Annotated in this window: 18 protein-coding genes and 1 pseudogene; 9 read left to right on the top strand and 10 right to left on the bottom strand. The window is 73.1% G+C overall.

Translation table 11 applies throughout. The features are described from left to right. Positions 1-2 precede the first annotated feature (2 nt). Both ACZ7L4_RS08565 and ACZ7L4_RS08560 read right to left on the bottom strand, forming a co-directional pair. Positions 3-581, bottom strand: coding sequence for a (2Fe-2S)-binding protein (locus ACZ7L4_RS08565; protein WP_472100897.1), 579 nt, complete (start codon positions 579-581; stop codon positions 3-5). Next, a complete protein-coding gene (locus tag ACZ7L4_RS08560) occupies positions 581-1,480 on the bottom strand; it encodes an FAD binding domain-containing protein (RefSeq protein ID WP_472100895.1) in 900 nt (299 codons plus the stop codon). The genes ACZ7L4_RS08565 and ACZ7L4_RS08560 overlap by 1 nt, the downstream gene beginning before the upstream one ends. A 347-nt stretch (positions 1,481-1,827) precedes the next feature. On the opposite strand from ACZ7L4_RS08560, the gene ACZ7L4_RS08555 reads away from it, so the two are divergent. Then, positions 1,828-3,528, top strand: coding sequence for a PucR family transcriptional regulator (locus tag ACZ7L4_RS08555; RefSeq protein ID WP_472100893.1), 1,701 nt, complete (start codon positions 1,828-1,830; stop codon positions 3,526-3,528). Positions 3,529-3,714: 186 nt separating this feature from the next. Next, positions 3,715-4,476 carry a hypothetical protein gene (locus ACZ7L4_RS08550; protein WP_472100891.1) on the top strand — a complete coding sequence of 254 codons (762 nt, stop codon included), beginning with the start codon at positions 3,715-3,717 and terminating at the stop codon, positions 4,474-4,476. 343 nt (positions 4,477-4,819) lie between these two features. On the opposite strand, the gene ACZ7L4_RS08545 is transcribed toward ACZ7L4_RS08550, so the two are convergent. After that, entirely contained in the window at positions 4,820-5,602 is a 783-nt protein-coding gene (locus tag ACZ7L4_RS08545) for a GntR family transcriptional regulator (RefSeq protein ID WP_472100889.1), read from the bottom strand. 137 nt (positions 5,603-5,739) lie between these two features. Here ACZ7L4_RS08545 and ACZ7L4_RS08540 point away from each other — a divergent pair, with 137 nt between their 5' ends. Together ACZ7L4_RS08540 and ACZ7L4_RS08535 are read left to right on the top strand one after the other, a co-directional pair. Next, positions 5,740-6,594 (top strand): (2Fe-2S)-binding protein, encoded by an 855-nt coding sequence (locus ACZ7L4_RS08540; protein WP_472100888.1) that lies wholly within the window; start codon positions 5,740-5,742, stop codon positions 6,592-6,594. Between the two features lie 188 nt (positions 6,595-6,782). Next, positions 6,783-7,871, top strand: coding sequence for a DUF2637 domain-containing protein (locus tag ACZ7L4_RS08535; RefSeq protein ID WP_472100887.1), 1,089 nt, complete (start codon positions 6,783-6,785; stop codon positions 7,869-7,871). A gap of 30 nt (positions 7,872-7,901) precedes the next feature. Here the strand turns inward: ACZ7L4_RS08535 and ACZ7L4_RS08530 are convergent, their stop codons facing one another. Continuing rightward, the gene (locus ACZ7L4_RS08530) at positions 7,902-8,357 is read right to left on the bottom strand and encodes an ATP-binding protein (protein WP_472100885.1); all 456 of its coding nucleotides are present in this window, start codon (positions 8,355-8,357) and stop codon (positions 7,902-7,904) included. A 284-nt stretch (positions 8,358-8,641) separates the two neighbouring features. On the opposite strand from ACZ7L4_RS08530, the gene ACZ7L4_RS08525 reads away from it, so the two are divergent. Further along, the gene (locus ACZ7L4_RS08525) at positions 8,642-11,704 is read left to right on the top strand and encodes an alpha-mannosidase (protein ID WP_472100883.1); all 3,063 of its coding nucleotides are present in this window, start codon (positions 8,642-8,644) and stop codon (positions 11,702-11,704) included. On the opposite strand, the gene ACZ7L4_RS08520 is transcribed toward ACZ7L4_RS08525, so the two are convergent. From ACZ7L4_RS08520 to ACZ7L4_RS08510, 3 genes and pseudogenes are all read right to left on the bottom strand, one after another. Beyond that, complete coding sequence (locus ACZ7L4_RS08520) at positions 11,705-13,450, bottom strand: pyruvate dehydrogenase (RefSeq protein ID WP_472100881.1); 1,746 nt, start codon at positions 13,448-13,450, stop codon at positions 11,705-11,707. Between the two features lie 80 nt (positions 13,451-13,530). Next, positions 13,531-14,958: a protein phosphatase 2C domain-containing protein gene (locus ACZ7L4_RS08515; RefSeq protein ID WP_472101962.1), complete on the bottom strand. Its 1,428-nt coding sequence runs from the start codon at positions 14,956-14,958 to the stop codon at positions 13,531-13,533. Positions 14,959-15,929: 971 nt separating this feature from the next. Then, positions 15,930-19,684, bottom strand: a pseudogene (locus ACZ7L4_RS08510) (S8 family serine peptidase). A 193-nt stretch (positions 19,685-19,877) separates the two neighbouring features. On the opposite strand from ACZ7L4_RS08510, the gene ACZ7L4_RS08505 reads away from it, so the two are divergent. The 4 genes from ACZ7L4_RS08505 to ACZ7L4_RS08490 all read left to right on the top strand — a co-directional run bounded on the left by ACZ7L4_RS08505 (position 19,878) and on the right by ACZ7L4_RS08490 (position 22,819). Next, positions 19,878-20,858 (top strand): helix-turn-helix transcriptional regulator, encoded by a 981-nt coding sequence (locus ACZ7L4_RS08505; RefSeq protein ID WP_450811872.1) that lies wholly within the window; start codon positions 19,878-19,880, stop codon positions 20,856-20,858. A 57-nt stretch (positions 20,859-20,915) separates the two neighbouring features. Next, entirely contained in the window at positions 20,916-21,398 is a 483-nt protein-coding gene (locus tag ACZ7L4_RS08500; RefSeq protein ID WP_472100879.1) for a DUF456 domain-containing protein, read from the top strand. Positions 21,399-21,485: 87 nt separating this feature from the next. Next, positions 21,486-22,136, top strand: coding sequence for a DedA family protein (locus ACZ7L4_RS08495; protein WP_472100877.1), 651 nt, complete (start codon positions 21,486-21,488; stop codon positions 22,134-22,136). 17 nt (positions 22,137-22,153) lie between these two features. Continuing rightward, positions 22,154-22,819, top strand: a complete 666-nt coding sequence (locus tag ACZ7L4_RS08490) for a 4'-phosphopantetheinyl transferase family protein (RefSeq protein WP_472100875.1) — start codon at positions 22,154-22,156, stop codon at positions 22,817-22,819. Between the two features lie 28 nt (positions 22,820-22,847). On the opposite strand, the gene ACZ7L4_RS08485 is transcribed toward ACZ7L4_RS08490, so the two are convergent. The 3 genes from ACZ7L4_RS08485 to rsgA form a co-directional block, all read right to left on the bottom strand. Beyond that, a complete protein-coding gene (locus tag ACZ7L4_RS08485) occupies positions 22,848-23,354 on the bottom strand; it encodes a methylated-DNA--[protein]-cysteine S-methyltransferase (RefSeq protein ID WP_472100873.1) in 507 nt (168 codons plus the stop codon). Continuing rightward, the gene (locus ACZ7L4_RS08480; RefSeq protein ID WP_472100871.1) at positions 23,351-24,733 is read right to left on the bottom strand and encodes an Ada metal-binding domain-containing protein; all 1,383 of its coding nucleotides are present in this window, start codon (positions 24,731-24,733) and stop codon (positions 23,351-23,353) included. The genes ACZ7L4_RS08485 and ACZ7L4_RS08480 overlap by 4 nt, the downstream gene beginning before the upstream one ends. 157 nt (positions 24,734-24,890) lie before the next feature. Then, positions 24,891-25,982, bottom strand: a complete 1,092-nt coding sequence (gene rsgA / locus ACZ7L4_RS08475; RefSeq protein ID WP_472100868.1) for a ribosome small subunit-dependent GTPase A — start codon at positions 25,980-25,982, stop codon at positions 24,891-24,893. Between the last annotated feature and the right edge of the window lie 309 nt (positions 25,983-26,291).

The raw sequence follows: 26,291 nt of genomic DNA, 5'->3' as shown, positions 1-26,291 counted from the left end.
GCTCAGACTCCCTCGGGCTGGGTCTGGCGCGCCGCGGCGAGCCGGACCGCATCCATGATCTTCTCGTAGCCGGTGCAGCGGCAGAGGTTGCCCGACAGCGCCTCGCGGATGTCCGCGTCGGACGGGTTCGGGTTCTGCTCCAGCATCTCGTCGGCCGCGACGAGCAGGCCCGGCGTGCAGAAACCGCACTGGACGGCGCCCGCGTCGATGAACGCCTGCTGGATGGGGGCGAGTTCGCCGCCCTCGCCGGTCTGCGAGTCGGTGCCCTTCGCGGACCAGCCCTGTGCGTCCTGGAGCGTCGTGCCGCCCTCGTGGGAGCCGCAGGAGCGGGCCTTGGCGTGGTCGGCGAGCCCCTCGACGGTGACGACCTCGCGGCCCTCGACCTGTCCCGCGGCCACCAGACACGAACACACCGGCACCCCGTCGAGCCGGACGGTGCAGGATCCGCACTCGCCCTGCTCGCACGCGTTCTTCGAACCCGGAAGCCCCATCCGCTCGCGCAGGACGTACAGAAGGGACTCGCCCTCCCAGACGTCGTCGGCTTCCTGCTTGCGGCCGTTGACCGTGAAATTGACGCGCATTACGCGGCTCCCTCCGTGCGAGTGGCCGAGCCGCGGTACGACTCCCAGGCCCAGGTCAGCGTGCGGCGCGCCATGACGCCGACCGCGTGCCGGCGGTACGAGGCGGTGCCCCGCACGTCGTCGATCGGGTTGCAGGCGCCGGAGGCCAGCGTGGCGAACTGCTTGGCGACCGACGGGGTGATGATCTTGCCGTTGTCCCAGAACCCGCCCTCTTCGAGCGCGGCGGCGAGGAACTCCTCGGCCTCCTTGGCGCGGACCGGGGTGGGCGCCGCCGAGCCGATGCCGGTGCGCACGGTGCGGGTCTCCGGGTGCAGGGCGAGGCCGAAGGCGCACACCGCGATGACCATCGCGTTGCGCGTGCCGACCTTGGAGAACTGCTGCGGCCCCGCGGCCTTCTTGATGTGCACGGCGCGGATCAGCTCGTCCTCGGCGAGGGCGTTGCGCTTGACCCCCGTGTAGAACTCGTCGATCGGGATGCGCCGGGAGCCGCGGACCGACTCCACCTCGACCTCGGCGCCGGAGGCGAGCAGCGCCGGGTGGGCGTCGCCGGCCGGGGAAGCGGTGCCGAGGTTGCCGCCGACACCGCCGCGGTTGCGGATCTGCGGCGATGCGACGGTGTGCGAGGCGAGCGCGAGGCCCGGCAGCTCGCCGCGCAGATGCTCCATGATCTTGGTGTACGGGACGGAGGCGCCGAGCCGGACGGTGTCGTTCTGCCCCTGGCCCACCTCCCACTCGCTCAGCTCACCGATGCGGTTGAGGTCGAGCAGGTACTCGGGGCGGCGGTGGTCGAAGTTGATCTCGACCATGACATCGGTGCCGCCTGCGATCGGCACGGCTGTGGGGTGCTCGGCCTTCGCGGCGAGCGCCTCCTCCCAGCTGCCGGGGCGAAGGAAGTCCATAACGGCTCTCTTCTCCGTGAGGTTCGTGGATCGGGCAGGGATCGTGCGTGGTTCGTGCGTCGTGTCGTACGGGGTCCGATGCGATGCGTTCGAGCCACGGGACGTGCGGATCACAGGGGCTCGTTCATGTGCTGTTCACGCGGAGTGAGCCCAGTACACCGCTTGCTGCTCCGGCAGTGTCAGTCACGGAAAACATGAACGCGTTGGCTGGCCCGCGGGGGTGTCTTGTAGATTCGTATGAACGGGCGACATCAGTAACCTCACCGTTTTCCCCAGGAAACCCCGGCCACAGGTCCGTGGGGCTCCCTGCACGTACGACTTCGAGACAGATCGGCGGCGACGACGACATGCGGCTGCGCGCATTGCTGGACACGGACGCGCTGGGCCTCAGGCTCCTCGGCGGCGAGGAGGAGCTCGACCGCACCGTCCGCGGCGTGATGACGACGGACCTGCGGGACCCCAGCCGCTACCTGTCCGGCGGTGAGCTGGTCCTCACGGGCCTGGCCTGGCACCGGGAGCCCGCCGACTCGGAGCCCTTCGCCCGGCTGATGGCCGCGGCGGGCGTCGCGGCCGTCGCCGCGGGCACCGCCGAGTTCGGCTACGTCCCCGAGGACTTCGTCGAGGCCTGCGCCCGGCACCGCGTCCCGCTGTTCTCGGTGGCCCAGTCGGTGGCGTTCGGGACGATCACCGAGCACGTCGTACGGCAGGTGTCCGGCGAGCGCGCCGGGGACCTCGCGGCGGTCGTCGACCGGCACCGGCGCCTGATGACCTCGGGGCCGGCGGGCGGCGGCCCGGACGTGGTCCTCGACCTGCTCGGCAGCGATCTGGACCTGCGGGCGTGGGTGCTCTCCCCGACCGGTCGCGCGATCGCGGGATCGGCCGCGGCGGGGCCCGAGCTGCCGCCGCAGATCCGCACCCGGCTCGCGGCCGAGCACCTGTCGGCCCTGCGCACGGGGCGGCGCAGCCCGCACCGGGTGACGGTGGACGGGGTCACGTACTCGCTGTTCCCGATCGGCTCGGCGCCGAAGGACACGCCGGCCGTCACCCCCGTGGACCAGCGCGCGAGCGTCCTCTCGGACTGGCTGCTGGCCGTCGAGGCGGACGCGGGCGACTGGCCGGAGGAGCGGCTCGACCTGCTCCAGGGCGTCACGCAGCTGATCTCGGTGGAGCGCGAGCGGCGGGACGCGGCGCGCACGGTGCGGCGCAGGCTCGCGCAGGAGGTCCTCGAGCTGGTGCAGGCGGGCGCGGCCCCCGCGGAGATCGCGGCGCGCCTGCGCGTCGCGGCGCCCGTACTGCTGCCGGGGCTCGGCGCGGCGCCGCACTGGCAGGTCGTCGTGGCCCGCGTGGAGTGGACGGACCAGCAGGGCGAGAAGGCCGAGGGCGGGGCCGTGGCCCAGTCGCTCCTGGAGGAGATCCTCCTCGCCCCGGACGCGGGGGCGCGCCCCGACGCCGCCGAGCCGTCCGACCGGATCGCCGTGGCGCACAGCGGCGACGAGGCGATCGCCCTGGTCCCGCTGCCCGCCGTGGCGGCGGAGCACGACGGCTCGGAGCAGGGACTGCTCGCGGACACCCTGCTGACCGCGGTGCGCGAGCCCCTCGCGGCCGGGCTCGGCGACGACGGGCGCCTGGCGATCGGCGTGAGCGCCGCGGTGCACTCCGCGGAGGGGCTGCGCGGCGCCCTGGAGGAGGCGCGGCACGCACGGCGGGTCGCCGCCGCCCGCACGGGCGTGGTCTGCGCGGCGGGCCACCAGGAGCTGGCCTCGCACGTCCTGCTGCTGCCGTTCGTCCCCGACGACGTGCGCCGCGCGTTCACGGCCCGCCTCCTGGACCCCCTTCGTGACTACGACCACAAGCACCGCGCCGAGCTGATCGCGACCCTCGAGGCGTTCCTCGACTGCGACGGCTCGTGGACCCGCTGCGCGTCCCGGCTGCACCTGCACGTGAACACGCTGCGGTACCGCGTGGGCCGCATCGAGCAGCTGACGGGTCGTGATCTGTCGCGCCTGGAGGACAAGTTGGACTTCTTCCTGGCCCTGCGGATGAGCTGACGCCTCATCAATCCCAGGCGTACCCCCTGGGCGTCCCCTTAGCGATCTTGGGGGCGCTTGGGAACCCCATCCCTTTGTGAAATCTTTCACCCACCCCCTTGGCCGGGCGCCTTGATCCGTGCTGAGATGCCCCACGGCAACTCGGCTCGATGGCGTGCTCGGGAGGGCAATGTGGCGCATACCGCCATGTCTGGTACCGGAACGAACACAGCGGACGATCCACTCCAGACCGCGGTATGGCGGTTGCGTTCGCGCGGCTGCTGGGCCGACGCGGCGGCACTCCTCGACCACCATGCGGACGCGGACGCGGGGGCGGCCCTGCAGCGGGCGGCGCTGCTGGTGGAGCGGTGCCTGTACACGGAGCAGGGGTGGGCGGACGCGGAGGACGCGTTGCGCGCGGCGGAGGCGCTGGCCCACACGGACGAAGAGCGGGGCGCGGCGGCGTGCGAGCGGGGTCAACTCGCCTACGAGGCCACGCTGTTGAAGACGCGGGACCGGTCCGACGAGGCGCGCTCGGCGTTCGGCAGGGCGGCGGCGCTCATCGCTCCGGGGACGCCCGGCCGCGCGCTGCTCGACTTCCGGCGCGGGCTGATGTCGGAGAACCTGGCGGACTCGCCGCAGGCGGCCCGGGCGGCGTACCGCCGGGCCCATGCGGGTGCGACGGCGCACGGTGACGCGCTGCTGCTCTCCTTCACGTGGCGGCATCTGGCCGGACTCGCCCTGCGGGAGGGCGAGTTGAAGGAGGCGCGGCACGGTTTCGCGGAGTCCCTGCGGATCCGCGAGGACCTCGGCTACCTGGTGGGCACGGCCCCGGCGCTGGCCTCCCTGGCGGAGGCGGAACCGGAACCGGACACGAAGGCACGCCTCCACGCGGAGGCGGCGAGGTTGTTCCGTTTGCTGGACGGGGTGCCTACGTGGTTGGCGGGGGTGCTGCCCGCGGCGGCGTAACCCCCGGGGCGGGGGCCACCTTGTTCATTGCGCGGCACCGGGGGCCGCCTTGCCCACCCTGCCGCCCAAGGCGGCAGATTGCCCAAGGCGGTGGCGGCACCCGTGAGGCCGACACCCCCGGAGGGGGCGGGTGGTGGGAGATGGGCGGCGGCACGGGGCCATAGCGCCGGTGCCGCAAATTAAGCCCCTGCGGCGATTGAGCAGCGGGGTCCGGGGCGGAGCCCCGAGGCCGTAACGCCGGTGCGGCGAATCGAGTCGCGCGAGGCCCGGCAAATCCAGCCCCGCCGGCGATTGAGGCGCGGGGTCCGGGGCGGAGCCCCGTGGCGTAGGGACGGGTGACCCGTCAGGCGCCGATGTGCTCGCGCACCAAGAGGCCCGCCGCACCGGCGTCCTGCGCCTCCAACGCGTCCAGCAGCACCGCATGCTGCCTCGCGTCGAGCGCCAGGTCGGACGTCGACCACCCCACCTGCCGATGCAACTCGTCGGCGACCCTGACCACCTGGTCGTTCCCCGCGAACGCGAGCAGCGCCCGGTGGAACGCACGGTCCGCCTCCGCGTACCCCGCCCGGTCCCCCACCGCCGCGGCCATCGCCGTCGCCCGGACCAGCGGCCGCAGCTCGGCCCACCGCGCGGGCGCCACCGTACGGGCGAGCCGCGTCACCACCGGCACCTCGACGAGCGCCCGCACCTCCGCGAGCTCGGCCAGCTCGCGGTCGGAGCGCCGGGTCACCCGGAACCCCCGGTTCGGCACGACCTCGACCGCGCCCTCCCGGGCCAGCTGCTGCATCGCCTCGCGCACGGGCGTCGCGGAGACCCCGAAGCGCTCCCCCAGGGCAGGCCCGGAGTACACCTCGCCGGGCCTGAGGTCGCCGGAGACCAGCGCGGCCCGCAGCGCGTCGAGCACCTGGCCGCGCACGGAGGTCCGCTCGACCGCCCCGCGCGCCACGAGCCCCGGCGCGGGCGGCTCGCTGTGGGTGTGCTCACCACGGCTCTGTTCGGGAACGGAGGCCGGTACGGGCACGGTCGCGGCGGTCCGCGGCGCCCAGGCCGACGTCGACCGCTGCTCGGGCACTCCAATGGAGGAGTCGCGTGCCTCGCGTGGCCTCGTCCGCTCCACCCCGGTCATCCCCTTCGCCGCCGTTCCTTGCCGTTTGTCCGAAGCTCAACGACGAACGATAGAGGGCCCGGCCGACAGTTCAAACCCCACCCCGTTCGGGTAAGGTAAGGCTTACCTGTAAACGATCGTGAATCGGTGGCCCCCGCATGCCCTTCACCACGTCGGCGCTCGGCGCGCCCCCCAGCGCGGTCTCGGCCGCGTACGCCCGCCTCACCGAGGTGTTCCCGGGCCTGGGCGTCACCGAGGTTCCCGCAGGTGAGGCGCTGCCCGAGGGCGCGGGCTGGGTGCACACGGAGCGGCTCGCCGAGGGCGGCGCCGCGCTCGACGCCTTCCTCGCGTGGGACAACGCACAGGTGCTCAAGGACTACGGCACCGCCGCCCGCCCCGACGTGATCGCCAGCTTCGGCCTGCACCGCTACGCCTGGCCCGCCTGCCTGCTCATCACGATCCCCTGGTTCCTGCACCGCCGCGTGCCCCGCTTCCCGGCCTCCGAGGTCGCCTTCCAGCGCACGCTCGGCCGGCTCGCCGTGCACGTCACCGAGTTCGCCTGCCTCCCGGGCGACCCGGCGGCGCACCTGCCCGGCGCCCGCGTCGTCCCCGACGAGGAGGCCCTGCGCGCCGAGGTCCGGGCGGCCGTCGCCGAACACCTCCAGCCCGTCCTCGCCGGCTTCGGACCGCGGATGCGGCGCGGCCCGCGCGCCCTGTGGGGCATGGCGACGGACGAGATCGTCGAGTCGCTCTGGTACGTGGGCCACCTCCTCGGCGAGGAGCGGCGCGCCATGACCGACCTGGAGGCGCTGCTGCCCGGCGCCACGAAGCCGTACGTCGGGAAGGCCGCGTTCCGCGACCTGACGGGCCCGGACGGGGAGTTGCTGCCCACGCGCGACCGCGCGAGCTGCTGCATGTTCTACACGCTGCGCCCGCAGGACACCTGCGTGACCTGTCCGCGCACGTGCGACGCGGACCGGGTCAGCAGGCTCACCGCGACCGCGGCGGCCTGAACCACCCGTACGAGTGACGTAATTCGAACTCAACTTCCCTTACTCCGGCGGGAGTTCGAGCGTACGGCCGCTTTACGCGCCCCCTTGCACACCAATGGCGTTCTCTTGCCCCGAAACCCCCCTGCGGGCTCGGGCGGCTGGGCCAATATGGCGGCCGAAACGCCCTATCGCGATGCAAGGGACCCCAGATGAGACTGACCGACATATCGCTGGACTGGCTGCTGCCGGGCGCCGTACTGCTCCTGGGCATGCTGGCGGCGGTCGCAGTGCTCGCGCGCGGCAGGCGCGCCGGGGGCGCCAAGAAGGACACGGGCATGTTCTCCGACGATTCGTGGGAGCGCAGCGAGGAGCGCCGCAGGCGCAAGGAGGCCGTCTACGGCACCGCCTCGTACGTGCTGCTGTTCTGCTGCGCGGCCGTCGCCGCCGCCCTCTCCTTCCACGGACTGGTCGGCTTCGGCAAGCAGAACCTGAACCTGTCCGGGGGCTGGGAGTACCTCGTCCCCTTCGGACTCGACGGCGCCGCGATGTTCTGCTCGGTGCTCGCCGTGCGCGAGGCCAGCCACGGCGACGCCGCGCTCGGCTCCCGGATACTCGTGTGGACCTTCGCCGGTGCCGCGGCCTGGTTCAACTGGGTGCACGCGCCGAGGGGCCTGGGCCACGCGGGCGCCCCGCACTTCTTCGCGGGGATGTCCCTCTCGGCCGCGGTCCTCTTCGACCGCGCCCTGAAGCAGACGCGCCGCGCCGCGCTGCGCGAACAGGGCCTGGTCCCGAGGCCGTTGCCGCAGATCCGGATCGTGCGCTGGCTGCGCGCTCCCCTGGAGACGTACAGCGCCTGGTCGTTGATGCTCCTGGAGAACGTGCGCACCCTCGACGAGGCGGTGGACGAGGTGCGCGAGGACAAGCGGGAGAAGACCGAGAACCGGATGCGCCAGCGCGAGCACCAGAAGCTGGAGCGTGCCCAGCTCAAGGCGCTGAGCCGCGGGTTCAGCACGCGCGACCCCCGGCAGGTGGAGGCCGGCACCTCCGGACAGGCCGGCCCGGAGTCCGCCATATCGGCGGCCTCCTCGCCGTCCGAACTGCCGGGGGCGGCACCGGCACCGGAACAGCTTCCGGTGCGCACCCGGCCCTCTCTCCAGGCCGTCAAGGGCATTCGTAAGTCCCGTGACCAGAAGGCGCCCGTCACCGTCGATCTGACGGCGGAGGACGACACGCAGGCGCTGCCCCGGCTCGACTCTCTGGAGCAGAAGCTCAAGGACCTTGAGCAGCAGCTCGGTTGAGCCCGTCCGTGGTACGGCGGCGTCGTGCGTTCACATGACGCCGCCGTCCAGTTCGAACCAGACCACCTTGCCCGTGGCCCCCGGGCCGAGCGCCGCGACGCCCCAGGCGTCCGCGAGGGACTGCACCAGGACGAGGCCGCGCCCGCTGGTGCCGTGCGTACCGTCGTCGGCGTGCGGTACGCGTGGCTTGGGCCTGCGCGACACGAAGTCACGGACCTCGACTCTCAGGGACCGGGGCCCCACCGTGGCCGTGAGTTCCGCCTCGCAGTCCGTGTGCACCAGCGCGTTCGTCACCAGTTCGCTGGTGAGCAGCTCCGCCACCTCCGATCTTCCGGGCCTGCCCCAGTGATGCAGGAGTTCGCGCAGCGCGCGCCTGGTCTCCGGGACGGCCCGCAGGTCCGCCTTGCCCAGCTTGCGCTTGAGTTGTCGCGGCGGCTCGTCCTCCGGATCCGCGCGCGCCGCCGCGACCCCTTTCTCGTACGTCATTGAGCCCGTGTCGCCCATTGGGGCGCCCCCTCGTGACTGCCGTTTCATGGCCCCCGCCCACACGCCGATCCGCTGCCCTTCCGGCTGGAGTTCTTCTGCTCGGCCTGCTCTTCGAACGCGTACACGGGGATGAATGCCCCGCTGCCTGATCGGCACGCTTGTTGATTGGTCCACCACTTGCGGGGGTGCTCGGCGCCGCGCCGGGGAAGGAAGCGTGGGGATGCCGCCGGGACCGGCACAGTACGAGCACCGAAACGCACCGCAGGAGCACTGAAGGAGCCGCCGTGCACGACGACCGACACCTCGTGGAAGGCCGCCTGGAGCGGGCGATGCGCCAGTTCGTGCGGCCCGCGCAGTACGGGGCGCGGACACCGCTGAGCCTGAGCGTCTGGCACGCGCCCGGGGAGCCGGTCCCGGTGGCCGAGGCGCTGGAGGGCGCGTACGAGCCCTTCGAGACCGGCACCGCCTGGGGAAAGCCGTGGTCGACCAGTTGGTTCCGGCTCGAGGGGCGGGTGCCCGAGGAGTGGGAGGGGCGGCACGTCGAGGCGGTCGTCGACCCCGGCTTCTCCGGGCAGGGGCCCGGATTCCAGGCGGAGGGGCTGCTGTACGACGCCTCGGGCGTACCCCTCAAGGGCATCCATCCGCGCAACCGGCATCTGACGATCGCGGCGCGCGCGGCCGGCGGGGAGCCGGTGAGCCTGCTGCTCGAGGCCGCGGCCAATCCGACGGTCCTGAGGGACTTCGAACCCACCTTCCTCGGCGACGTACTGACCGCAGGAGATCGCCCCAACTACCGATTCCGCTCTGCCGACTTGGCCGTACTCGACGAGGAGGTCTGGCATCTCGTCCTGGACGTCGAGGTGCTCTCGGAGCTGATGCACGAGCTGGACGCGGACCGGGCCAGGCGCCACGACATCCTGCGCGCCCTGGAGCGGATGCTGGACGCCCTCGATCTGCACGGCGTGTCAGGCACGGCGTCGGCGGCCCGCGCCGAGCTGGCCGAGGTGCTGTCGAGGCCCGCGCACGCGAGCGCGCACCGGGTCTCGGCGGCCGGGCACGCGCACATCGACTCGGCGTGGCTGTGGCCGCTGCGCGAGACGGTCCGCAAGGCCTCGCGCACCTTCGCGAACGTCACGGCGCTGGCCCGCGACTATCCGGAGCTGGTCTTCGCGTGCTCGCAGGCGCAGCAGTACGCGTGGGTGAAGGAGCACCAGCCGCACATCTGGGAGCGCATCAAGAAGGCCGTCGCGGACGGGAACTGGTCCCCGGTCGGCTCGATGTGGGTGGAGTCGGACGCCAACATGCCCGGCGGCGAGGCCCTCGCGCGCCAACTGGTGCACGGCAAGCGGTTCTTCCAGGACGAGCTGGGCGTGGAGACGGAGGAGATCTGGCTGCCGGACTCCTTCGGGTACACCGCGGCCTTCCCGCAGTTGGCGAAGCTCGCGGGCGCCAAGTGGTTCCTGACGCAGAAGCTGAGCTGGAACCAGACGAACAAGATGCCGCACCACACGTTCTGGTGGGAGGGCATCGACGGCACCCGCGTGTTCACCCACTTCCCGCCCGTGGACACGTACAACGCACAGTTCCACGCGAGTGAACTGGCCCGCGCGGAACGGAACTTCGCGGAGAAGGGTGGAGCCTCCCGCTCCCTCGTCCCGTTCGGCTGGGGCGACGGCGGGGGCGGCCCGACCCGCGAGATGCTGGAGAAGGCGCGCCGCCTGCGCTCCCTGGAGGGCTCGCCGCGCGTCGACATCGAGAAGCCGGCCGCGTTCTTCGAGGCGGCGCACGAGGAGTACGGCGACAGGGCCCCCGTGTGGTCCGGCGAGCTGTACTTGGAGATGCACCGTGCCACGTACACCACGCAGGCCAAGACGAAGCAGGGCAACCGGCGCTCCGAACACGCCCTGCGCGAGGCCGAGTTGTGGTGCACGGCCGCCGCGCTGCACGACCCGACGTACACCTACCCGTACGACGCGCTCGACCGGATCTGGAAGACGGTGCTGCTGCACCAGTTCCACGACATCCTGCCGGGCTCGTCGATCGCCTGGGTCCACCGCGAGGCCCGCGAGACCTACGCCGAGGTGATCGCGGAGCTGGACGACATCACCTCGGACGCCGTACACCGCCTGGGCGGATCCGCGCCGTCCGCGCTCAACGCCTCGCCGTACCCGCGCAGTGAAGTCGTCTCCCACGAGGACCAGTTGGTGCATGTGTACGTCGACGGCTTCGGCGCCCGCTCCCTTACCGAGGCCGCCGGGCACACGCGCGGTCCCGGCGCGCACGCGGCGGCGACGCGCGAGACGGGCTCGATCGTCCTCGCCAACGAGCACCTCACCGTCACGATCGACAGCGACGGGCTCCTCACCTCCGTACGGGACCTGAACAGCGGCGGCCGGGAGACACTCGCCCCCGGCAGCCGCGGGAACCTCCTCCAACTGCACCCCGACCACCCCACCCAGTACGACGCCTGGGACCTGGACGCCCACTACCGGCACACCCGCACCGACCTCACGGAGGCCGAGTCGGTGGAGCTGGTCGAGGAGGGCCCGCTGCGGGTCTCCGTGCGCGTCACCCGCTCCTTCGGGAAGTCGCGGATCACGCAGGAGTACCGGCTCGCGGCGGACAGCCGCCGCCTCGACGTGGTCACGGACGTCGACTGGCAGGAGTCGGAGAAGGTCCTCAAGGCGGCGTTCCCGCTGGACGTGCACGCGGAGCGGTCGTCGGCCGAGATCCAGTTCGGCCACGTCAACCGGCCCACGCACGCCAACACCGGCTGGGACGCGGCCCGTTACGAGATCTGCGCGCACCGCTGGCTGCGCGTCGCGGAGGAGGGCTACGGCGTCGCGCTGCTCAACGACTCGACGTACGGCCACGACGTGACCCGCGCCGCGCACGAGGACGGGCTCGGCACGACGGTCCGGCTCACGCTCCTGCGGGCCCCGCACTCCCCCGACCCCGAGACGGACCTCGGCACGCACCGCTTCACGTACGCGCTGCTGCCGGGCGCGGGCACCGGAGACGCGGTGGCGGAGGGCCTCGCCCTGAACCTGCCGCTGCGGGTCGCGCCCGCGCCCGCCGTGACCCCGCTGATCGCGGTCGACGACCCGGCGGTGACGGTGGAGTCCGTGAAGCTCGCGGAGGACCGCAGCGGGGATGTCGTGGTGCGGCTCTACGAGTCGCGGGGCGGGCGCGCGGACGCGACGCTCACGGCGGCGTTCCCGGTGGCGGGCGCCGACGAGACGGACCTGTTGGAGCGGCCGCTGCGCCCGGCCGACACGTCCGCCGCCGGGCTCGCCCTGTCCCTGCGGCCGTTCCAGATCCTGACGCTGCGGCTGCGGCCGGTGTGATCAGGGGCGCGGCATGTTGCGGAGGTTGGAGCGGGCCATCTGCACCATCCGGCCCACTCCGCCGTCGAGCACGATCTTGGAGGCGGAGAGGGCGAAGCCCGTGACCATCTCGGCGCTGATCTTCGGCGGGATGGACAGGGCGTTGGGGTCGGTGACGACGTCGACGAGCGCGGGGCCCTTGTGCTTGAAGGCGTCCTTCAGGGCGCCCGCGAGCTGCTTCGGCTTCTCGACGCGGACGCCGTAGGCACCCGCGGCGCGGGCGATGGAGGCGAAGTCGGGGTTCTTGTTGGTGGTCCCGTAGGACGGCAGACCGGCGACCAGCATCTCCAACTCGACCATTCCCAAAGAGGAGTTGTTGAAGAGGACGACCTTCACCGGCAGGTCGTACTGGACGAGGGTGAGGAAGTCGCCCATCAGCATCGAGAACCCGCCGTCGCCCGACATGGAGACGACCTGCCGGTTGCGGTCGGTGAACTGGGCGCCGATCGCCATCGGCAGCGCGTTCGCCATCGAGCCGTGCGAGAACGAGCCGATGACGCGGCGCCGCCCGTTGGGCGAGATGTAACGGGCCGCCCAGACGTTGCACATGCCGGTGTCGACCGTGAACACGGCGTCCTCGGCGGCGAGTTCGTCGACGACGGAGGCGACGTACTCGGGGTGGATGGGGGTGTGCTTCTCGACCTTGCGCGTGTACGCCTTCACGACGCCTTCCAGCGCGTCGGCGTGCTTCTTCAGCATCCGGTCGAGGAACTTGCGGTTCGACTTGGGCTTGACGCGGGGCGTCAGACACCGCAGCGTCTCGCGGACGTCGCCCCAGACCGCGAGGTCCAGCTTCGAGCGCCTGCCGAGGTGCTCGGGCCGCACGTCGACCTGGACGATCTTGACGTCCTTCTGCGGCAGGAACGCGTTGTACGGGAAGTCGGTGCCGAGCAGGATGAGGAGATCGCACTCGTGGGTGGCCTCGTAGGCGGCCCCGTACCCGAGGAGCCCGCTCATGCCGACGTCGTAGGGATTGTCGTACTGAATCCATTCTTTTCCACGCAAAGCGTGGCCGACCGGAGACTTGATCTTCTCGGCGAACTCCATGACCTCGGCGTGCGCGCCGGCGGTGCCGCTGCCGCAGAACAGGGTGACCTTGCCGGCCTCGTCGATCAGCTCGACGAGCTTCTCGATCTCGGCGTCGCCCGGGCGGATGCTGGGCCGGGAGGTGACGATCGCGGTCTCGACGGACCTCTCGGGCGCGGCCTCGTCGGCGACGTCGCCGGGCAGCGTCACGACGCTGACGCCGGACTGGCCGACGGCGTTCTGGATGGCGGTCTGCAGGACGCGCGGCATCTGCTTCGGGCTGGAGATCATCTCGCTGTAGTGCGAGCACTCCGAGAAGAGGCGGTCGGGGTGGGTCTCCTGGAAGAAGCCGAGGCCGATCTCGCTGGACGGGATGTGCGAGGCGAGGGCGAGGACCGGGGCCATGGAGCGGTGGGCGTCGTAGAGGCCGTTGATGAGGTGCAGATTGCCGGGCCCGCAGGAGCCGGCGCACGCCGTCAGCTTGCCGGTGATCTGCGCTTCCGCGCCCGCGGCGAAGGCGGCGGTCTCCTCGTGCCGGACGTGGATCCAGTCGATCGCATCGTTGCGCCGGATCGCGTCCACGACCGGGTTGAGGCTGTCGCCCACGACTCCGTACATGCGCTCGACGCCCGCGCGGACGAGGATGTCGACGAACTGCTCGGCGACGTTCTGCTTGGCCATGACTCACGCGCCCTTTCGGAACCCGGTCTCCGCGTTGCTTCCCGACTCTTGTGGGTTCCATGAATTCATACGGGGCGTGCTCACGCCTCCCAGACGGCCGCGGCCGTTCGGTCGTCGGCGTATCCCTTGACCCGGACCTGGGTGTCCGCGAGGAACGCGGCGAGGCCCGGAGGATCCGCGTCCGCCCACCTGTTCGCCAGGTGGCGGGCGAGGTCCGGCTCGCCGCGGAGGGGTTCGGCGAGGCCCGGCGAGCAGAGCAGCAGGGTGTCCCCCGGTCGGGCGACCGAGGCGCGGAACCGGAAGGCGTCGCGGGGTGGTGGTGGCGCGGGCTCGTAGGGGCTCGGGGGTGTCGTGATGCTGAGGTCCATCGTGAGCCGGTCGCCGTCCGGGGTCTCGGCGGGCGGCGAGGAACCGAAGCCGACGACGGGGGCGCCGGTCTGCTCGGCGACGCTCGGCTCTATGTCCCGCCACTCGCCGTCCCGCAGGCGGAAGAGGCCGCCTCCGCCGACGCCGAAGAACACGCGGGTGCGGCAGGCCGGGTCGGCGGGCAGCAGCAGGCACCTCAGCGTCGCCGCGTACTCCTCCGGGTCGAGGCCCTGTTCGGTGGCGCCGGCCCGGAGTTTGCCGAGGCTGCGGTCGGTGAGGCGGTGCAGACCCGACTTCAGGTCGCCGCGGCGGCCCGCCCGTACGTCCTCCGCGAGCCGTGTGTGGCTGAGCCCCACGGCCCGGCCGATCCACTCGCAGACCTCGGCGGCGGCCCGGTGCGCGCCGGGCGTGGCGCGGGCGCCGGTGGCCATCGCGACGAGGATCAGCGCCGTGGCCCCGCTCCCGAACCGCGCGGTGAGCAGACTGTCGCGCCGCGGCTCGCCCCGGTACCGCGCGGAATCCCCCCGCACGGACACGGCCCGCAGCGTCGAGACCCCGCACCGCGCCCCGTCGAGCACGGTGTCCGCGACCAGCTCGCCCAGATCCTCCGGATCGGCGAGCGGCAACGCGGTGGGCTCCGCCTCGTAGGTGGGTGGACCGTCGCCCACGTAGATGACGGAGGGTGGTGGGGGCGGTGCCGGAAAGGAGCCCGGAGGGGGCGGTTCAGCTGCCAGGGAGGTGGGAGGTGCTTCGATCAGCGGCGGCACGGGCCCGGCGCGGGGCGCCTCCGGCGGGGGCGGGACGACCTCCGCGCGAGCCGCGCCCGGGGCGGCTGCCGCGGAGGACACCCCGGCCGGCGGCGGGACGGCATCCGCCCGCGGGGCCTCCGGCGGAGGCGGCCCGGCTTCTCCGCAGGGAGCCACCGGCGGGGTGGGAGATGCTTCGGGCAGCGGCGGGACGGGTCCGGCGCGGGGCGCCTCCGGCGGGGGCGGGACGACCTCCGCACGAGCTGCATCCGGGTCGGCTGCCGCAGAGGGCACCCCTGGTGGGGGCGGAGCGGCGTCCGCGCGCGGGGCCTCCGGCGGAGGCGGCCCGGCTTCTCCGCAGGGAGCCACCGGCAGGGCGGGAGATGCTTCGGGCAGGGGTGGGACGGCTGCGGTACTAGGTGCGTGCGGCGCTGACGGGGCGGGCTCGACAGGGGGCGCCTGCGGCGGCGGGGCGACTTCGAGTCGGGGTGCCTCCGGCGGCGGAGCGGCTTCGGTCCGGGGTGCCTCCGGCGGCGGAGGAGCGGCCTCGAATCGGGGCGCCCCCGGAGGTGGAGCGGCGTCGAATCGAGGCGACTCCGAAAGCGGAGGAGCGGCCTCGAAGCGGGGCGGCTGCGACGGCGGAGGAGCGTCTTCGGGGCGGGGCGCCCCCGGCGGCGGAGGAGCGGCCTCAGCGAGGGGCACCTCCAGCGGTGGAACGGCCTCGGCGCGGGGCGACTCCGGCGGCGGAGGGGGCGTCCTCGGCGGAGGTGGGGCGGTATCGCGGTGAAGGGCCTCCGGCGGAGCCGTGCCGGGATCGATCCGCGGGCCTCCCGGCGGCGGCGCCTCGCGCAGAGGCCCGGCGGGCGTCGCCGCGTCCGGGGCCGGTTCCGATGGCAGCGGCGGCGTGCTCGTCCCCGGCGCCCCGGAAGGCGGGCCCCCGGCGCCCCAGACGTGTCGCGTCTCCGGGTACACCGCGTGGCGGGGCTCCGGGACGGGTGGTGCGTCGCCCTCGGCTCGCCGGGGCTCGGGCGGGACCGGGAGAGCCGGCTCCGCCTCGGAGCCTCCCGGTGCGCGCGGAGACGCCACCGCTCCGGCCGAGGTGAAGCGGTCGTCCAGGGTGTCCGGGGACGGGGCGGGTCCCGTGTCCTCGGCGGCGGTCTCGTTGTCGTACAACTTCCCCCACCAGTCGTCCCCTTGGGCCGGGTGACCGGTGTGCCTCTCCCCCTGCTGGCTCATGTCCTCATTGTCCACGGCACGGGCCGTACGAAAACGGGGCATCGGGAAAAGCCCACCGAAATGGGCCCGCCGGACGGCCCCACCCCCCACGGGAGGACCGCCCGGCGGACCGGATCGGGTGAGCGTCCGAACTAACGAACGTCGTACGCCCTGTTGACCGTCTGCGTCACCGAGTTGCCCTTCGAGTCGGTCAGCCGGACCTTGAGGGTGACCTGCTTGCCGGTGGCGCCCGCGTGGTCGACCGACGCCGTCCACTCGCCGTCCCGCTTCGAGGTCTTCGCCTCGGTCCAGGTCTCCCCGCCGTCGTACGAGTAGGAGAGCGCGGCCTTCGTCAGGGCGCCCGGCTCGTAGCCCGCGTGGCCCGTCGCCGTCAGGCCGACCCGCTGGCCGTCCCGCGCCGCGAGGGTCTTCATGCCGTCCTCGGGGAACGTCGTCCGCGGGAAGAGCAGCGGGATGCCCTGCGAGTACGTGTCCGCCTCCTCGTGCGAGCGGAACGACCACGTCGTCGTGGTCTGCGGCGAACGCAGCCAGGTCTTGCCGCCGTTCAACTTCATCGTGTTCAGGGTCAGTTCGTACGCCGCGTCCTCGGACGGCACCGAGAACACCCCGTACGGCCACCCGTTGGAGCCGACCTCCTCCCCGTTCCGCTTCAGCGCGACGCTGCCGATGTCGCCGAACGAGCCCTGGACGCCGAGGTGTTCACCGTCGCCCCAGAACCCGGGCGCGACGCCGATCAGATTGCCCTGGCGTTCCGCGGCGAGCGCCTGTTTGCCCGAGTCGTCGAGCGGCGTCGTGGGGGCCATCGCGCCCCCGTACCACCGCTCCGTCCGCTTCTCGCCCTTCTCGTACGTCCGCACCGGGTCGATCATGAACTCGCCCCAGGGGAAGCTGCTGGACACCTGGTGCCCGTACCCGGTCGTGCCGGGCGAGTACAGCTCGGTGCGGGTGGCCGGCGCGGCGACCAGCGCGAGGTCGCCGAACGAGGTGGTCAGGCCGTTCGGGCGGGACACCGACGGCAGGTCGACGTAGTCCGTGGCGGCGCCCATCGCCGTGTAGGTCGCCTTGTTCGTGGCGAGGTCCTTGTCCGACACGCGGTAGGTGCGGTCGTCGCGGATCTGGCCGGTCTCGGGGAACGCCAGCGTGTAGACGTACGGGCTCTTGGCCGTCGCCTTCCAGTGGAGCGTCGTGGTGCCCGTCGCGATCCGCGCGGCGAGCACCTCGCCCTCCGCGGCCTCGAGGCCGAGCACGGGGAGCGGCGCGCCGACGAACCCGACCACCGGGTACCAGCGGCCCGCGGCCTCCCGGTACAGGACGAGGCCCTTGACGCCCGCCTTGACCGCGGCCTGCGCGACCGTACCCGCGGAGCCGCCGTCGGGCAGCTTCACCAGCGCCAACTTGCCCTTCGCGGCGGCGAGTTCATCGGCCGTTCCCGCCCCCGCGGAGACGATCTCGGAGCTCCCCGTGCCGTCGAGGTTCGCGGAGTTCGTGGAGCCGGTCACCGGGTGCAGCGCAGGACCGCCGACCACGCCGAACTCGCTGATCTGCGGCGCGGCGGCCCGCCAGAAGCTGTCGAACTCGAAGTCGCCGTCGCGGACCTCGCCCTGGACGTCGGCGTAGTAGCCGGGCACGGTGCGCGAGCCCTGGATGCTCGCCGCGTGCAGCCAGTTGTCCTCACCGAAGGTGCGGGCGAACCCGAGGGTGGCGCCGCGCGACTCGCTGTCCCGGTCCGTCCCCACGCTGAGCTTGTGGGCCTTGCGGGCGTCGAGGACGACGGTGGTGTCCTTGGTGACGTTCAGCTGCGGACGGCCGAGGAACGTCGCCGAGTTGATCTGCGTGCCCTCGGTCTCCGGCGTCGCGACGAACGCCGTCAGGGCGTACGCGCCGGGTCTGACCTGGTACGTCTGGTCCGCGGCGCCGTCGTTGACGCGCCGCTCGCCGGACGCGGTGTCGGTGCCGACGAGGTCGAGCGAGGAACCCGCGGCGGCCGGCTCGCCCTGCCGGTCGACGAGCTTGACGCGCAGGGTGACCGTCTCCGGCTGGACGTAGAGCGAGAACGGGGTGCTCAGGTGTGTGCCGCCGGGCCCGGTGGCGAGGATCCGCCCGGTGACGTCCCCGTACTGGGCCTTCTTGAGGGACGCCGTCGGGTCGACGGCCAGCGGGACCTGGGCGGTGCCGCCCGCCGGGACCGTGACCGTACGGGCGTCGAGCCGGGCGACGGAGGACTTCACGGCGGAGCCGTCGTTGCCGGTGACCCCGTCGACGGCGAGGCTCAACTTGACCGGCTTGTCGGTGGTGTTGGTGTACGGCACCTGGACGGTGGTGCGGTCGCTGCGGTCCTGCGGCCAGTTGAAGGTGCCGCCCTGCACCGCGTCCGCGCCGAGAATCTGCTGGTCGACGGCGGCCTTCACGTCGAGCCGCCCGCCGCCGGTCTCCCGTACGTCACCGGGGATGTCGGCATCGGCGGAGGCGACGAGCGCCCGCTTGATCCGCTGCGCGTCCCAGTCGGGGTGGCGCTGCTTGACGAGGGCGGCGGCGCCCGCGACGTGCGGTGTCGCCATCGACGTACCGCTCATGGACTGGTACGCGTAGACGCCCCGGCCGCCCGCCGCTGCGGCCTTGATGGCGACGCCGGGCGCGGCGATCTCGGGCTTGAGGGTGTGCGTGCGCTGCACGGGGCTGCGGCTGGAGAAGCTCGCGGTCTCGTCGTCACCGTCGACGGCGCCGACGGTGAGCACCTCGGGCACGCAGCCCGGCGAGGAGACCGAGTTGACGGCGGGGCCCGCGTTTCCTGCCGCGATGACGAAGAGGGTGTCCTTCGAGGACCGGGCGAGTTCCTGCGTGCCTGCGACATGGGGTCGGAGCAGTCCAGCTCGTCCGGGTTGCCCAGCGACATGGACACCACGTCGGCCTTCTGGTCGACGGCCCACTGCATGCCGGCGATGATCCACGAAGTGGCGCCGGAGCCACCGTCGTTGAGGACCTTGCCGTTGAGCAGGGTGGCGCCCGGGGCGACGCCCTGCTCCTTGCCGCCGCTCGCCGCGCCGGAGCCGCCGACGGTGGACGTGGTGTGCGTGCCGTGGCCCTGGTGGTCGTCGGCGTCGGCGGAGTCGGTGAAGTTCTTCGACTCGGCGACGCGGCCCTTGAGGTCGGGGTGCTCGGTGTCGACGCCGGTGTCGAGGACGGCGACCTTGGTGCCCTTGCCGTCGTAGCCCGCGGCCCATGCCTGGTCGGCGTGCACCTGCTTCGTGGAGTCGGCGAGCAGCGACTTCACCTTGGCGTCGAGCCAGAGCTTCTTGAGGTCACCGGCCGCGCGGGAGCGGGGACTTGAGACGTCGTCCCAGAACTCGGCCGCCTTCTTCTTGTCGGCCTTCAGCGCGACGCCGCCGACCGGGTCGAGGACGAGGCCGCGCTTCGCGCCGCGCGGCGCGGCGGGCGCGCTGCGGGCGACGTCGACGGACGTGTCGTAGGTGGCGATGAGCGGGAGCGTCGCGCTGTGCCGGTCGTCGTAGCCCTGCCGGATCAGTCCTGTGACGTTGAAGAGTTCCTCGTCGACGCGGCCGGCGGCGAGCGCCTTCGCCGCGCTGTCCGGATACACGTACAGATCCTTGCCGGACTGCCGGGTCTGCAGCAGCGGGGTGCTGCCGTCGGCGGCGGGCAGGGCCGCCGCGGTGGGGCGGCCCTTCGCGTCGGTGGTGACGACGACGCGGTCGCCTGTGACCAGCGTGACCGTGGCCGCGGAGCTCTTGGCAGTGGCGGCGGAGCTGCCGACGAGCGGCCGGCCGCCGTCCGGGGCGCTCCCCTCCACGGCCCCGGACGGGACGGCCGCCGTGATGCCCAGGACGACGGCGGTCGCCGTGCCCAGAGCCGCACGCGATATCGGGCGCATCGCTCTCCCCAAGTAGAAGCGCGGGTGATTGCAGGCCAAAGGCCGCATTCCCGGCGGGTGTTGGTGCTGCGGTGGCGCCACATTGGCAGAGTGATGGCCGGTACAGGGAAGATGGGTGCGGCGGGAATGTGCCGTGGCTGTTTCCCGCCACGGGGGGGGTGTTGGAACGGTTCACTGGGGAGGGGATCGCCGCATGCTGCACGCGATAGGTCTGGACGAGGGGCACGAGGCGGCGTACCGGGCGCTCGTCGCGGTGGGCGCGGCCGACGTCCCCGATCTGGCGCGCCGGCTCACCCGCGCCGAGCCCGAGACCGAGCACGCGCTGCGCCGCCTGGAACAGCACGGCCTCGCCGCCCAGTCGTCGGCGCGGCCCGGGCGCTGGGTCGCGGCGCCGCCCGGGGTCGCGCTCGGCGCGCTGCTCACCCAGCGGCGGCACGAGCTGGACGAGGCTGAGCTGGCGGCGGCCCGGCTCGCCGCCGAGTTCCGGGCGCAGGCCACCGAGCCCGCCGCGCACGATCTGGTCGAGGTGGTGACGGGGGCGGCGGCCGCGGCCCAGCGGTTCCTGCAGATCCAGCTCGGCGCGGCCGACGAGGTGTGCGCCCTCGTGACCGGCAACCCGATCGCGGTGCCCGCCACGGAGAACGACGCGGAGGAGCGGGCCGTCAGCCGGGGTGTCGGCTACCGCGTCGTCATCGAGCGCGAGGTGCTCTCCATGCCGGCCGGCCTGACCGAGCTGTCGGCGGCGATCGGCCGGGACGAGCAGGTGCGGGTCGTGGACCGGGTGCCGACGAAGCTGGTGATCGCCGACGGGGCGCTCGCGATGGTGCCGCTGACCCGGCACGCCGCGGAGCCCGCCGCGCTCGTGGTGCATGCGAGCGGTCTGCTGGAGACGCTGAACGGGCTCTTCGAGGCGGTGTGGCGGCAGGCGCTGCCGCTGCGGCTCGGGGCGTCGGGCGAGGTGGAGGAGGTCGCCGCGGAGGGGCCCGACGGCCTCGACCTGGAGATCCTCTCGCTGTTGCTGGCGGGCCTGACCGACGCGAGCGTGGCCAAGCAGCTGGACCTGGGGCTCAGGACGGTGCAGCGGCGGGTGAAACGGCTGATGGAGCTGGCGGGCGTGACGACGCGGCTGCAGCTCGGGTGGCATGCGTACGAACGGGGCTGGGTGGCCCGCTGAGACCCATGGGGACTCTTTTGACCTGCGCTTTCCCCGCACTTGGGGGACCCTGTCCCCATGGGAGCGTGGGAACTCCTCCTGGTCGGTGCCGTGATGGCGCTGGGCCTGTGCGGGGTGCTGGTGCCGGGCGTACCCGGATCGTGGCTCGTGTGGGCCGCGGTCGCCGTGTGGGCGCTGCGGGAGCCGGGCAGCCTCGCGTGGGGTCTCCTCGTCGGCGCCACCGCCGTCCTGCTGGCCTCCCAGGTGCTGCGCTGGCAGCTGCCGCCGCGCCGGCTGCGGCAGGCGGGGGCGACCCGCCGCCTGGAGTTCTGGGCGGGCGCGGGCGCGGTCATCGGGTTCTGCGTGATCCCGGTGGTCGGGGCGATTCCGGGGTTCATGGGCGGGATCTACGTGTCGGAGCGGCTGCGGCTCGGAAGCCACGGGGACGCGCTCGCGTCGACGCGCACGGCCATGCGGGCCGGAGGGTCCAACGTGCTGGTGGAGCTGTTCGCGTGCCTGCTGATCGTGGGGGCGTGGCTGGGGGCCGTGATCTGGGGTTGAGCGGCGGACCTTGAATCGGGGGCCGATCGGCGGACTTTGCCGAACCATTACTATCGGGGAACCGTCCACGCTGGAGACACGCCTCGTATGCATTCCCTGACCCAGGCCGCCACGGCCGAGCCCACCGGCGGCCTGGCCGGCTGGGCCGCCGACCTCATCGGCACGCTCGGCGGCCCCGGCGCCGGATTCCTGATCGCCCTGGAGAACCTGTTCCCGCCGCTGCCGAGCGAGGTGATCCTGCCGCTGACCGGCTTCGCCGCGAGCATGGGCACGATCACCCTCCTCTCGGCGATCGTGTGGACGACGCTCGGCTCGGTGGCCGGCGCGGCGGTCCTGTACTGGGTCGGCCGGGCCATCGGCCGTGAGCGGATGTACGCGCTGTGGGGCCGGATTCCGCTGGTGAAGGTCGCGGACCTGGAGCGCACGGAGGCGTGGTTCCGGCGGCACGGCACGAAGGCGGTGCTGCTCGGCAGAATGGTGCCGATCTTCCGCAGCCTCATCTCGATCCCGGCGGGCGTGGAGCGGATGCGCCTGCCGGTGTTCCTCGCCCTGACCGCGGTCGGCTCGCTGATCTGGAACGCGGCGCTGATCCTGGCCGGATACTGGCTGGGCGACCAGTGGGACCTCGTGGAGCGGTACGTCGGGGTGCTGTCGAAGGTGGTGCTCGGGGCGGCGGTGGTCGCGCTCGGGGCGTATGTGATCGTGCGCTGGCGGAGCCGCGCGAAGCGCGACGCGTAGGAACGAAGGGGGACGACGTGGACGGCGGCGTGCGGGAACTGCCCGCTGCGGGGGCGGTCGACTTGTGGCTGGTGGACACCGCGGCGGAGACACCCGGCACGGACGCGCCCGAGGTGCTCGATGCCGACGAGAGGCGGCGCGCCGCGGCCTTCCACTTCGACCGGCACCGGGTGCGCTACGTCGCCGCGCACCTCGCGCTGCGCGGCATCCTGGGCGAGCGACTGGGCCGTGCCCCCGGCGACGTACGGTTCACGCGGCTCGCCTGCCCCGGCTGCGGCGGACCGCACGGCCGCCCGGCCCTCGCGGACGCCCCCGACCTGCACTTCTCCCTCTCCCACAGCGGCGATCTGGCCCTGGTGGCGCTGGCGCCCGCGCCGGTCGGCGCCGATGTGGAGGAACTGCCCTCGGCCAAGGTCGCCGAGGAGCTCACGGCGGTGCTGCACCCGCGCGAGCGCGCGGAACTGGCGGCCCTCGCGGACCCGGAGGCGCGCCGGCTCGCGGTGGCCCGCGCCTGGGTCCGCAAGGAGGCCTACCTGAAGGGCCTCGGCACGGGCCTCTCCCGCGGCACCGACCGCGACTACGTGGGTACGCTCGCGGGCTCCCCCGGCACGCCGGACGGCTGGACACTGCGGGACGTACCGGTGCCGGAGGGGTACACGGCGGCGGTGGCGCTCGGCCCGTGAACGCAGTCGGGCCTCCCGCGCACCGCTGTCAGAGGGAGCCCTCCAGGGTCAGCAGTTCGACCTTCTTCTCCAGGCCGCCCGCGTATCCGGTCAGGGCGCCGTTCGCGCCGATCACCCGGTGGCAGGGGCGGACGATGAGCAGCGGGTTGGCGCCGATCGCGCCGCCGACGGCCCGGACGGCGGCGCGCGAGGCGCCGATGCGGGCGGCCACCTCGCCGTACGTGGTGGTGGCCCCGTAGGGCACGGCGTCGAGCGCGTCCCAGACCCGCCGCCGGAACTCGGTGCCCTCGGGCCTCAACTCCAGCTCGAACTCCTTGAGTTCACCGGCGAAGTAGGCGGCGAGCTGCCGCTCCGCCTCGGCGAACGGCGCGGGGTCGCGCACCCATCCCTCGCCGACGACCCGGCCGCCCTTCTGCCCGGGGACGGAGAGGGAGGTGAGGGCGCCGGAGGCGTCGGCGGTGAGCAGCAGCTCGCCGAGCGGGCTGGGCAGAGTCGTGTAGGTCGTGGGGTGGGCCGTGCGGCGTTCGGTGGTCACAACTGTCCTTCTACGATGAGGTGTTGACGCGCGTACGAGCGCCAGGGGCGCCACGCGTCATCGGTCGGGGAGTCGTCGGGCACGCCCACGTCCGGGTCACCCAGGGCCCGCAGCCGGATCAGGGCGGCGGTGCGCGGGCTCATGCCGGGCAGCGCGCGCAGCACCGCTTCGGCGTCGTCGCGGTCGGCGCCCGGGTCGAGGCGGAGCGCGCCGGTGCGCAGGGCGCGGGCGAGTTCGCCGAGCGTGCCGGGCTCGTCGGACAGCTCGTCCGGGGCGGGGAACAGCCGCTCGACGGTGCCACTGGGCGCGTCGAGCCGCTTGCCGTACCGCTCGACGAGCCGCGCGGCCTCCGCGGGCCCGGCGACCAGGCGCAACGCCAGTTCGTCGGGGTCGGCGGCACCCGGCGAGCGCAGTCCGGGCCGGGCGGCGACCAGCGGGGCGAGCCGCGGGTCGAGGGCGAGCCGCTCGTCGATCGCGTACGGATCGGCGTCGAGGTCGAAGAGGCGGCGCAGTCGGCCCACGGCGGTCGTCAGATCCCGCAGATCGGTCAGCTGGAGTCGTGCGTCCAGCCAGCCGCCCCGGTGCTCGGCCTGCGCGCCGGGCTGGTCGTGCGTGGTCTCGTCGACCCGTACGACACCGGTGCCGTACGGGAGGCGCAGCGCGCGCCGGAAGGTGCGGGCACCGGGCGGCCCGGTCAACTCCTCGACTCCGTCGAGGAGTTCGGCGCCGAGCTGATCGAATATGGGACCGGCCCGGTAGGCGCCGCGGTGGGCGAGGCGCAAGGGGATTCCGGCGGCGGGGGCGGCGGCGCGGCGCTTGTCGGGTGCCTCGGCGCGCAGCTGCGTGGGCGTGCGGGCGTACACCTCGCGGATCGTGTCGTTGAACTGCCGCACGCTCGCGAACCCCGCCGCGAACGCGATCTCGGTGACCGGCAGCGGGGTCGTCTGGAGCAGGACGCGCGCGGTGTGGGCGCGCTGGGCGCGGGCGAGTGCGACCGGGCCGGCGCCCAGCTCGGCGGTGAGCTGGCGCTGCACCTGGCGGGCGCTGTAGCCGAGCCGGGTGGCGAGCCCGCCGACGCCCTCGCGGTCGACGATCCCGTCGCCGATGAGCCGCATCGCGCGGCCCACGACGTCGGCGCGCACGTTCCAGTCGGCGGAGCCCGGCACCGCGTCGGGGCGGCAGCGGCGGCAGGCCCGGAAACCGGAGCCCTGGGCCGCGGCGGCGGTGGCGTAGTAGCGGACGTTGTGCCGCTTCGGGGTGACCGCGGGGCAGCTCGGCCGGCAGTAGATCCCGGTCGTCTCGACGGCGAAGAAGAACTCCCCGTCGAACCGCGCGTCGCGGCTCCGAACGGCTTCGTATCGCGTGTCTTCGTCGGTCATCACGCTTCAAGTGTGCCGTGTCCCGCACCCTCCGGCTGGCGGAAATCGGACGCGGCACTGAGAGCACCGGTGCCGGTAAATCAAGCCCCGCCGGCGATTGAGGCGCGGGGTCCGGGGCGGAGCCCCGAGGCCGCAACCCCGGGGCAGGCCGAACGAGCTAGCGGAGGCCACCCCGCTTGGCCTCCAGGGCGGCCCGGCCCTCCGCCCCCCGCTGCTTCCACACCTTCCGCAGATCCGCCCGCAATCTCGCATCCGTCCGCGCCGCGAGCCGCTCGTTCTCCCGCAGAAGCTTGCGGTAACTGTCCAGACGCCGCTGGTGAAGCGACCCGTCCGCCAGCGCGGCCAGCACCGCACACCCCGGCTCGACCGTGTGCGCGCAGTCGTGGAACCGGCAGTCCTCCGCCAGCGCCGCGATCTCCGCGAAGACCTGCCCGACACCGCCCTCGGCGTCGTACAGACCGACCCCCCGCAGCCCCGGCGTGTCGATGAGCACGCCGCCGTCCGGCAGGGCGAACAGATTGCGGGTGGTCGTGGTGTGCCGCCCCTTGCCGTCCATGTCACGGACGGCCTGTACGTCCATCACGTCCACGCCCATCAGCGCGTTGGCCAGCGTCGACTTCCCGGCCCCCGACTGCCCGAGCAGCACGGACGTACCGTCGGCGACGACCGCCCGCAGCACCTCCGTACCGGCCCCGTCGAGCGCGCTGACGGGCAGCACCTGCACGCCGGGCGCGGTCGTCTCGACGTCGGAGACGAGATACGACAGGCCGACCGGGTCCGGCACGAGGTCGGCCTTGGTGAGGACGACCAGGGGCTGCGCGCCCGATTCCCACGCCAGGGCGAGGAACCGTTCGATCCGCCCGAGGTCGAGCTCGGCCGCGAGCGACACCGCGATGATCGCGTGGTCCACGTTCGCGGCGAGGATCTGCCCCTCGGACCGCTTGGAGGAGGTGGAGCGCACGAAGGCGGTCCGGCGCGGCAGATACGCCTGTACGTAGCGGGGGTCGGCCCCGGCCGGATCGACGGCGGCCCAGTCGCCGGTGCAGATGACCTTCATGGGGTCGCGGGGCACGACGTACTCGGTGTCGGCGCGCACCACCCCTTCCGGGGTGACGAGGTCGCACTGCCCGCGGTCGACGCGCAGCACCCGCCCGGGCACGAGGCCGCGCGCGGCGAAGGATTCGAACGCGTCCGCCCAGTCGGCGTCCCAGCCGTACGCGTCGAGAGAACCAGAAGCAGAGAAAGACAAGGGGAGACCCTTCAAAGGGTGGCCCCGGCGAGGAAAAGCAGAGAAAAGGGTGAGGTCAGCCGGTGGCCACAGAGGTGGACTTGATGAACTTCCGGATGCGGGCAACGCCCGTCTCGACGACAGCCATCGGTCGACACCTCCTCGATCACGCGCTCGGCGCACACTCCACGGCGGCCGTGGCCGCCCCAACACCGACGACGATAACCAGGGCCCTCATGCCCCCGCCACCGGTTTTTCACGCGGTCGCCCCCGGTGTCGGTGGACGCCACACACATCGAACACGCACCATGACACGGTGTCACTCCCCCA

This window comes from Streptomyces sp. NPDC107575 (assembly GCF_055657265.1).
Note: the sequence above shows the minus strand (reverse complement) of the source record. Positions and strands in the feature narration are given on the sequence as shown.

What these genes read in the sequence shown, in the direction of transcription:
- ACZ7L4_RS08565 (WP_472100897.1), bottom strand. Translation starts at nt 581, where the DNA reads ATGCGCGTCAATTTCACGGTCAACGGCCGCAAGCAGGAAGCCGACGAC.
- ACZ7L4_RS08560 (WP_472100895.1), bottom strand. Translation starts at nt 1,480, where the DNA reads ATGGACTTCCTTCGCCCCGGCAGCTGGGAGGAGGCGCTCGCCGCGAAG.
- ACZ7L4_RS08555 (WP_472100893.1), top strand. Translation starts at nt 1,828, where the DNA reads ATGCGGCTGCGCGCATTGCTGGACACGGACGCGCTGGGCCTCAGGCTC.
- ACZ7L4_RS08550 (WP_472100891.1), top strand. Translation starts at nt 3,715, where the DNA reads ATGTCTGGTACCGGAACGAACACAGCGGACGATCCACTCCAGACCGCG.
- ACZ7L4_RS08545 (WP_472100889.1), bottom strand. Translation starts at nt 5,602, where the DNA reads ATGACCGGGGTGGAGCGGACGAGGCCACGCGAGGCACGCGACTCCTCC.
- ACZ7L4_RS08540 (WP_472100888.1), top strand. Translation starts at nt 5,740, where the DNA reads ATGCCCTTCACCACGTCGGCGCTCGGCGCGCCCCCCAGCGCGGTCTCG.
- ACZ7L4_RS08535 (WP_472100887.1), top strand. Translation starts at nt 6,783, where the DNA reads ATGAGACTGACCGACATATCGCTGGACTGGCTGCTGCCGGGCGCCGTA.
- ACZ7L4_RS08530 (WP_472100885.1), bottom strand. Translation starts at nt 8,357, where the DNA reads ATGACGTACGAGAAAGGGGTCGCGGCGGCGCGCGCGGATCCGGAGGAC.
- ACZ7L4_RS08520 (WP_472100881.1), bottom strand. Translation starts at nt 13,450, where the DNA reads ATGGCCAAGCAGAACGTCGCCGAGCAGTTCGTCGACATCCTCGTCCGC.
- ACZ7L4_RS08505 (WP_450811872.1), top strand. Translation starts at nt 19,878, where the DNA reads ATGCTGCACGCGATAGGTCTGGACGAGGGGCACGAGGCGGCGTACCGG.
- ACZ7L4_RS08500 (WP_472100879.1), top strand. Translation starts at nt 20,916, where the DNA reads ATGGGAGCGTGGGAACTCCTCCTGGTCGGTGCCGTGATGGCGCTGGGC.
- ACZ7L4_RS08495 (WP_472100877.1), top strand. Translation starts at nt 21,486, where the DNA reads ATGCATTCCCTGACCCAGGCCGCCACGGCCGAGCCCACCGGCGGCCTG.
- ACZ7L4_RS08480 (WP_472100871.1), bottom strand. Translation starts at nt 24,733, where the DNA reads ATGACCGACGAAGACACGCGATACGAAGCCGTTCGGAGCCGCGACGCG.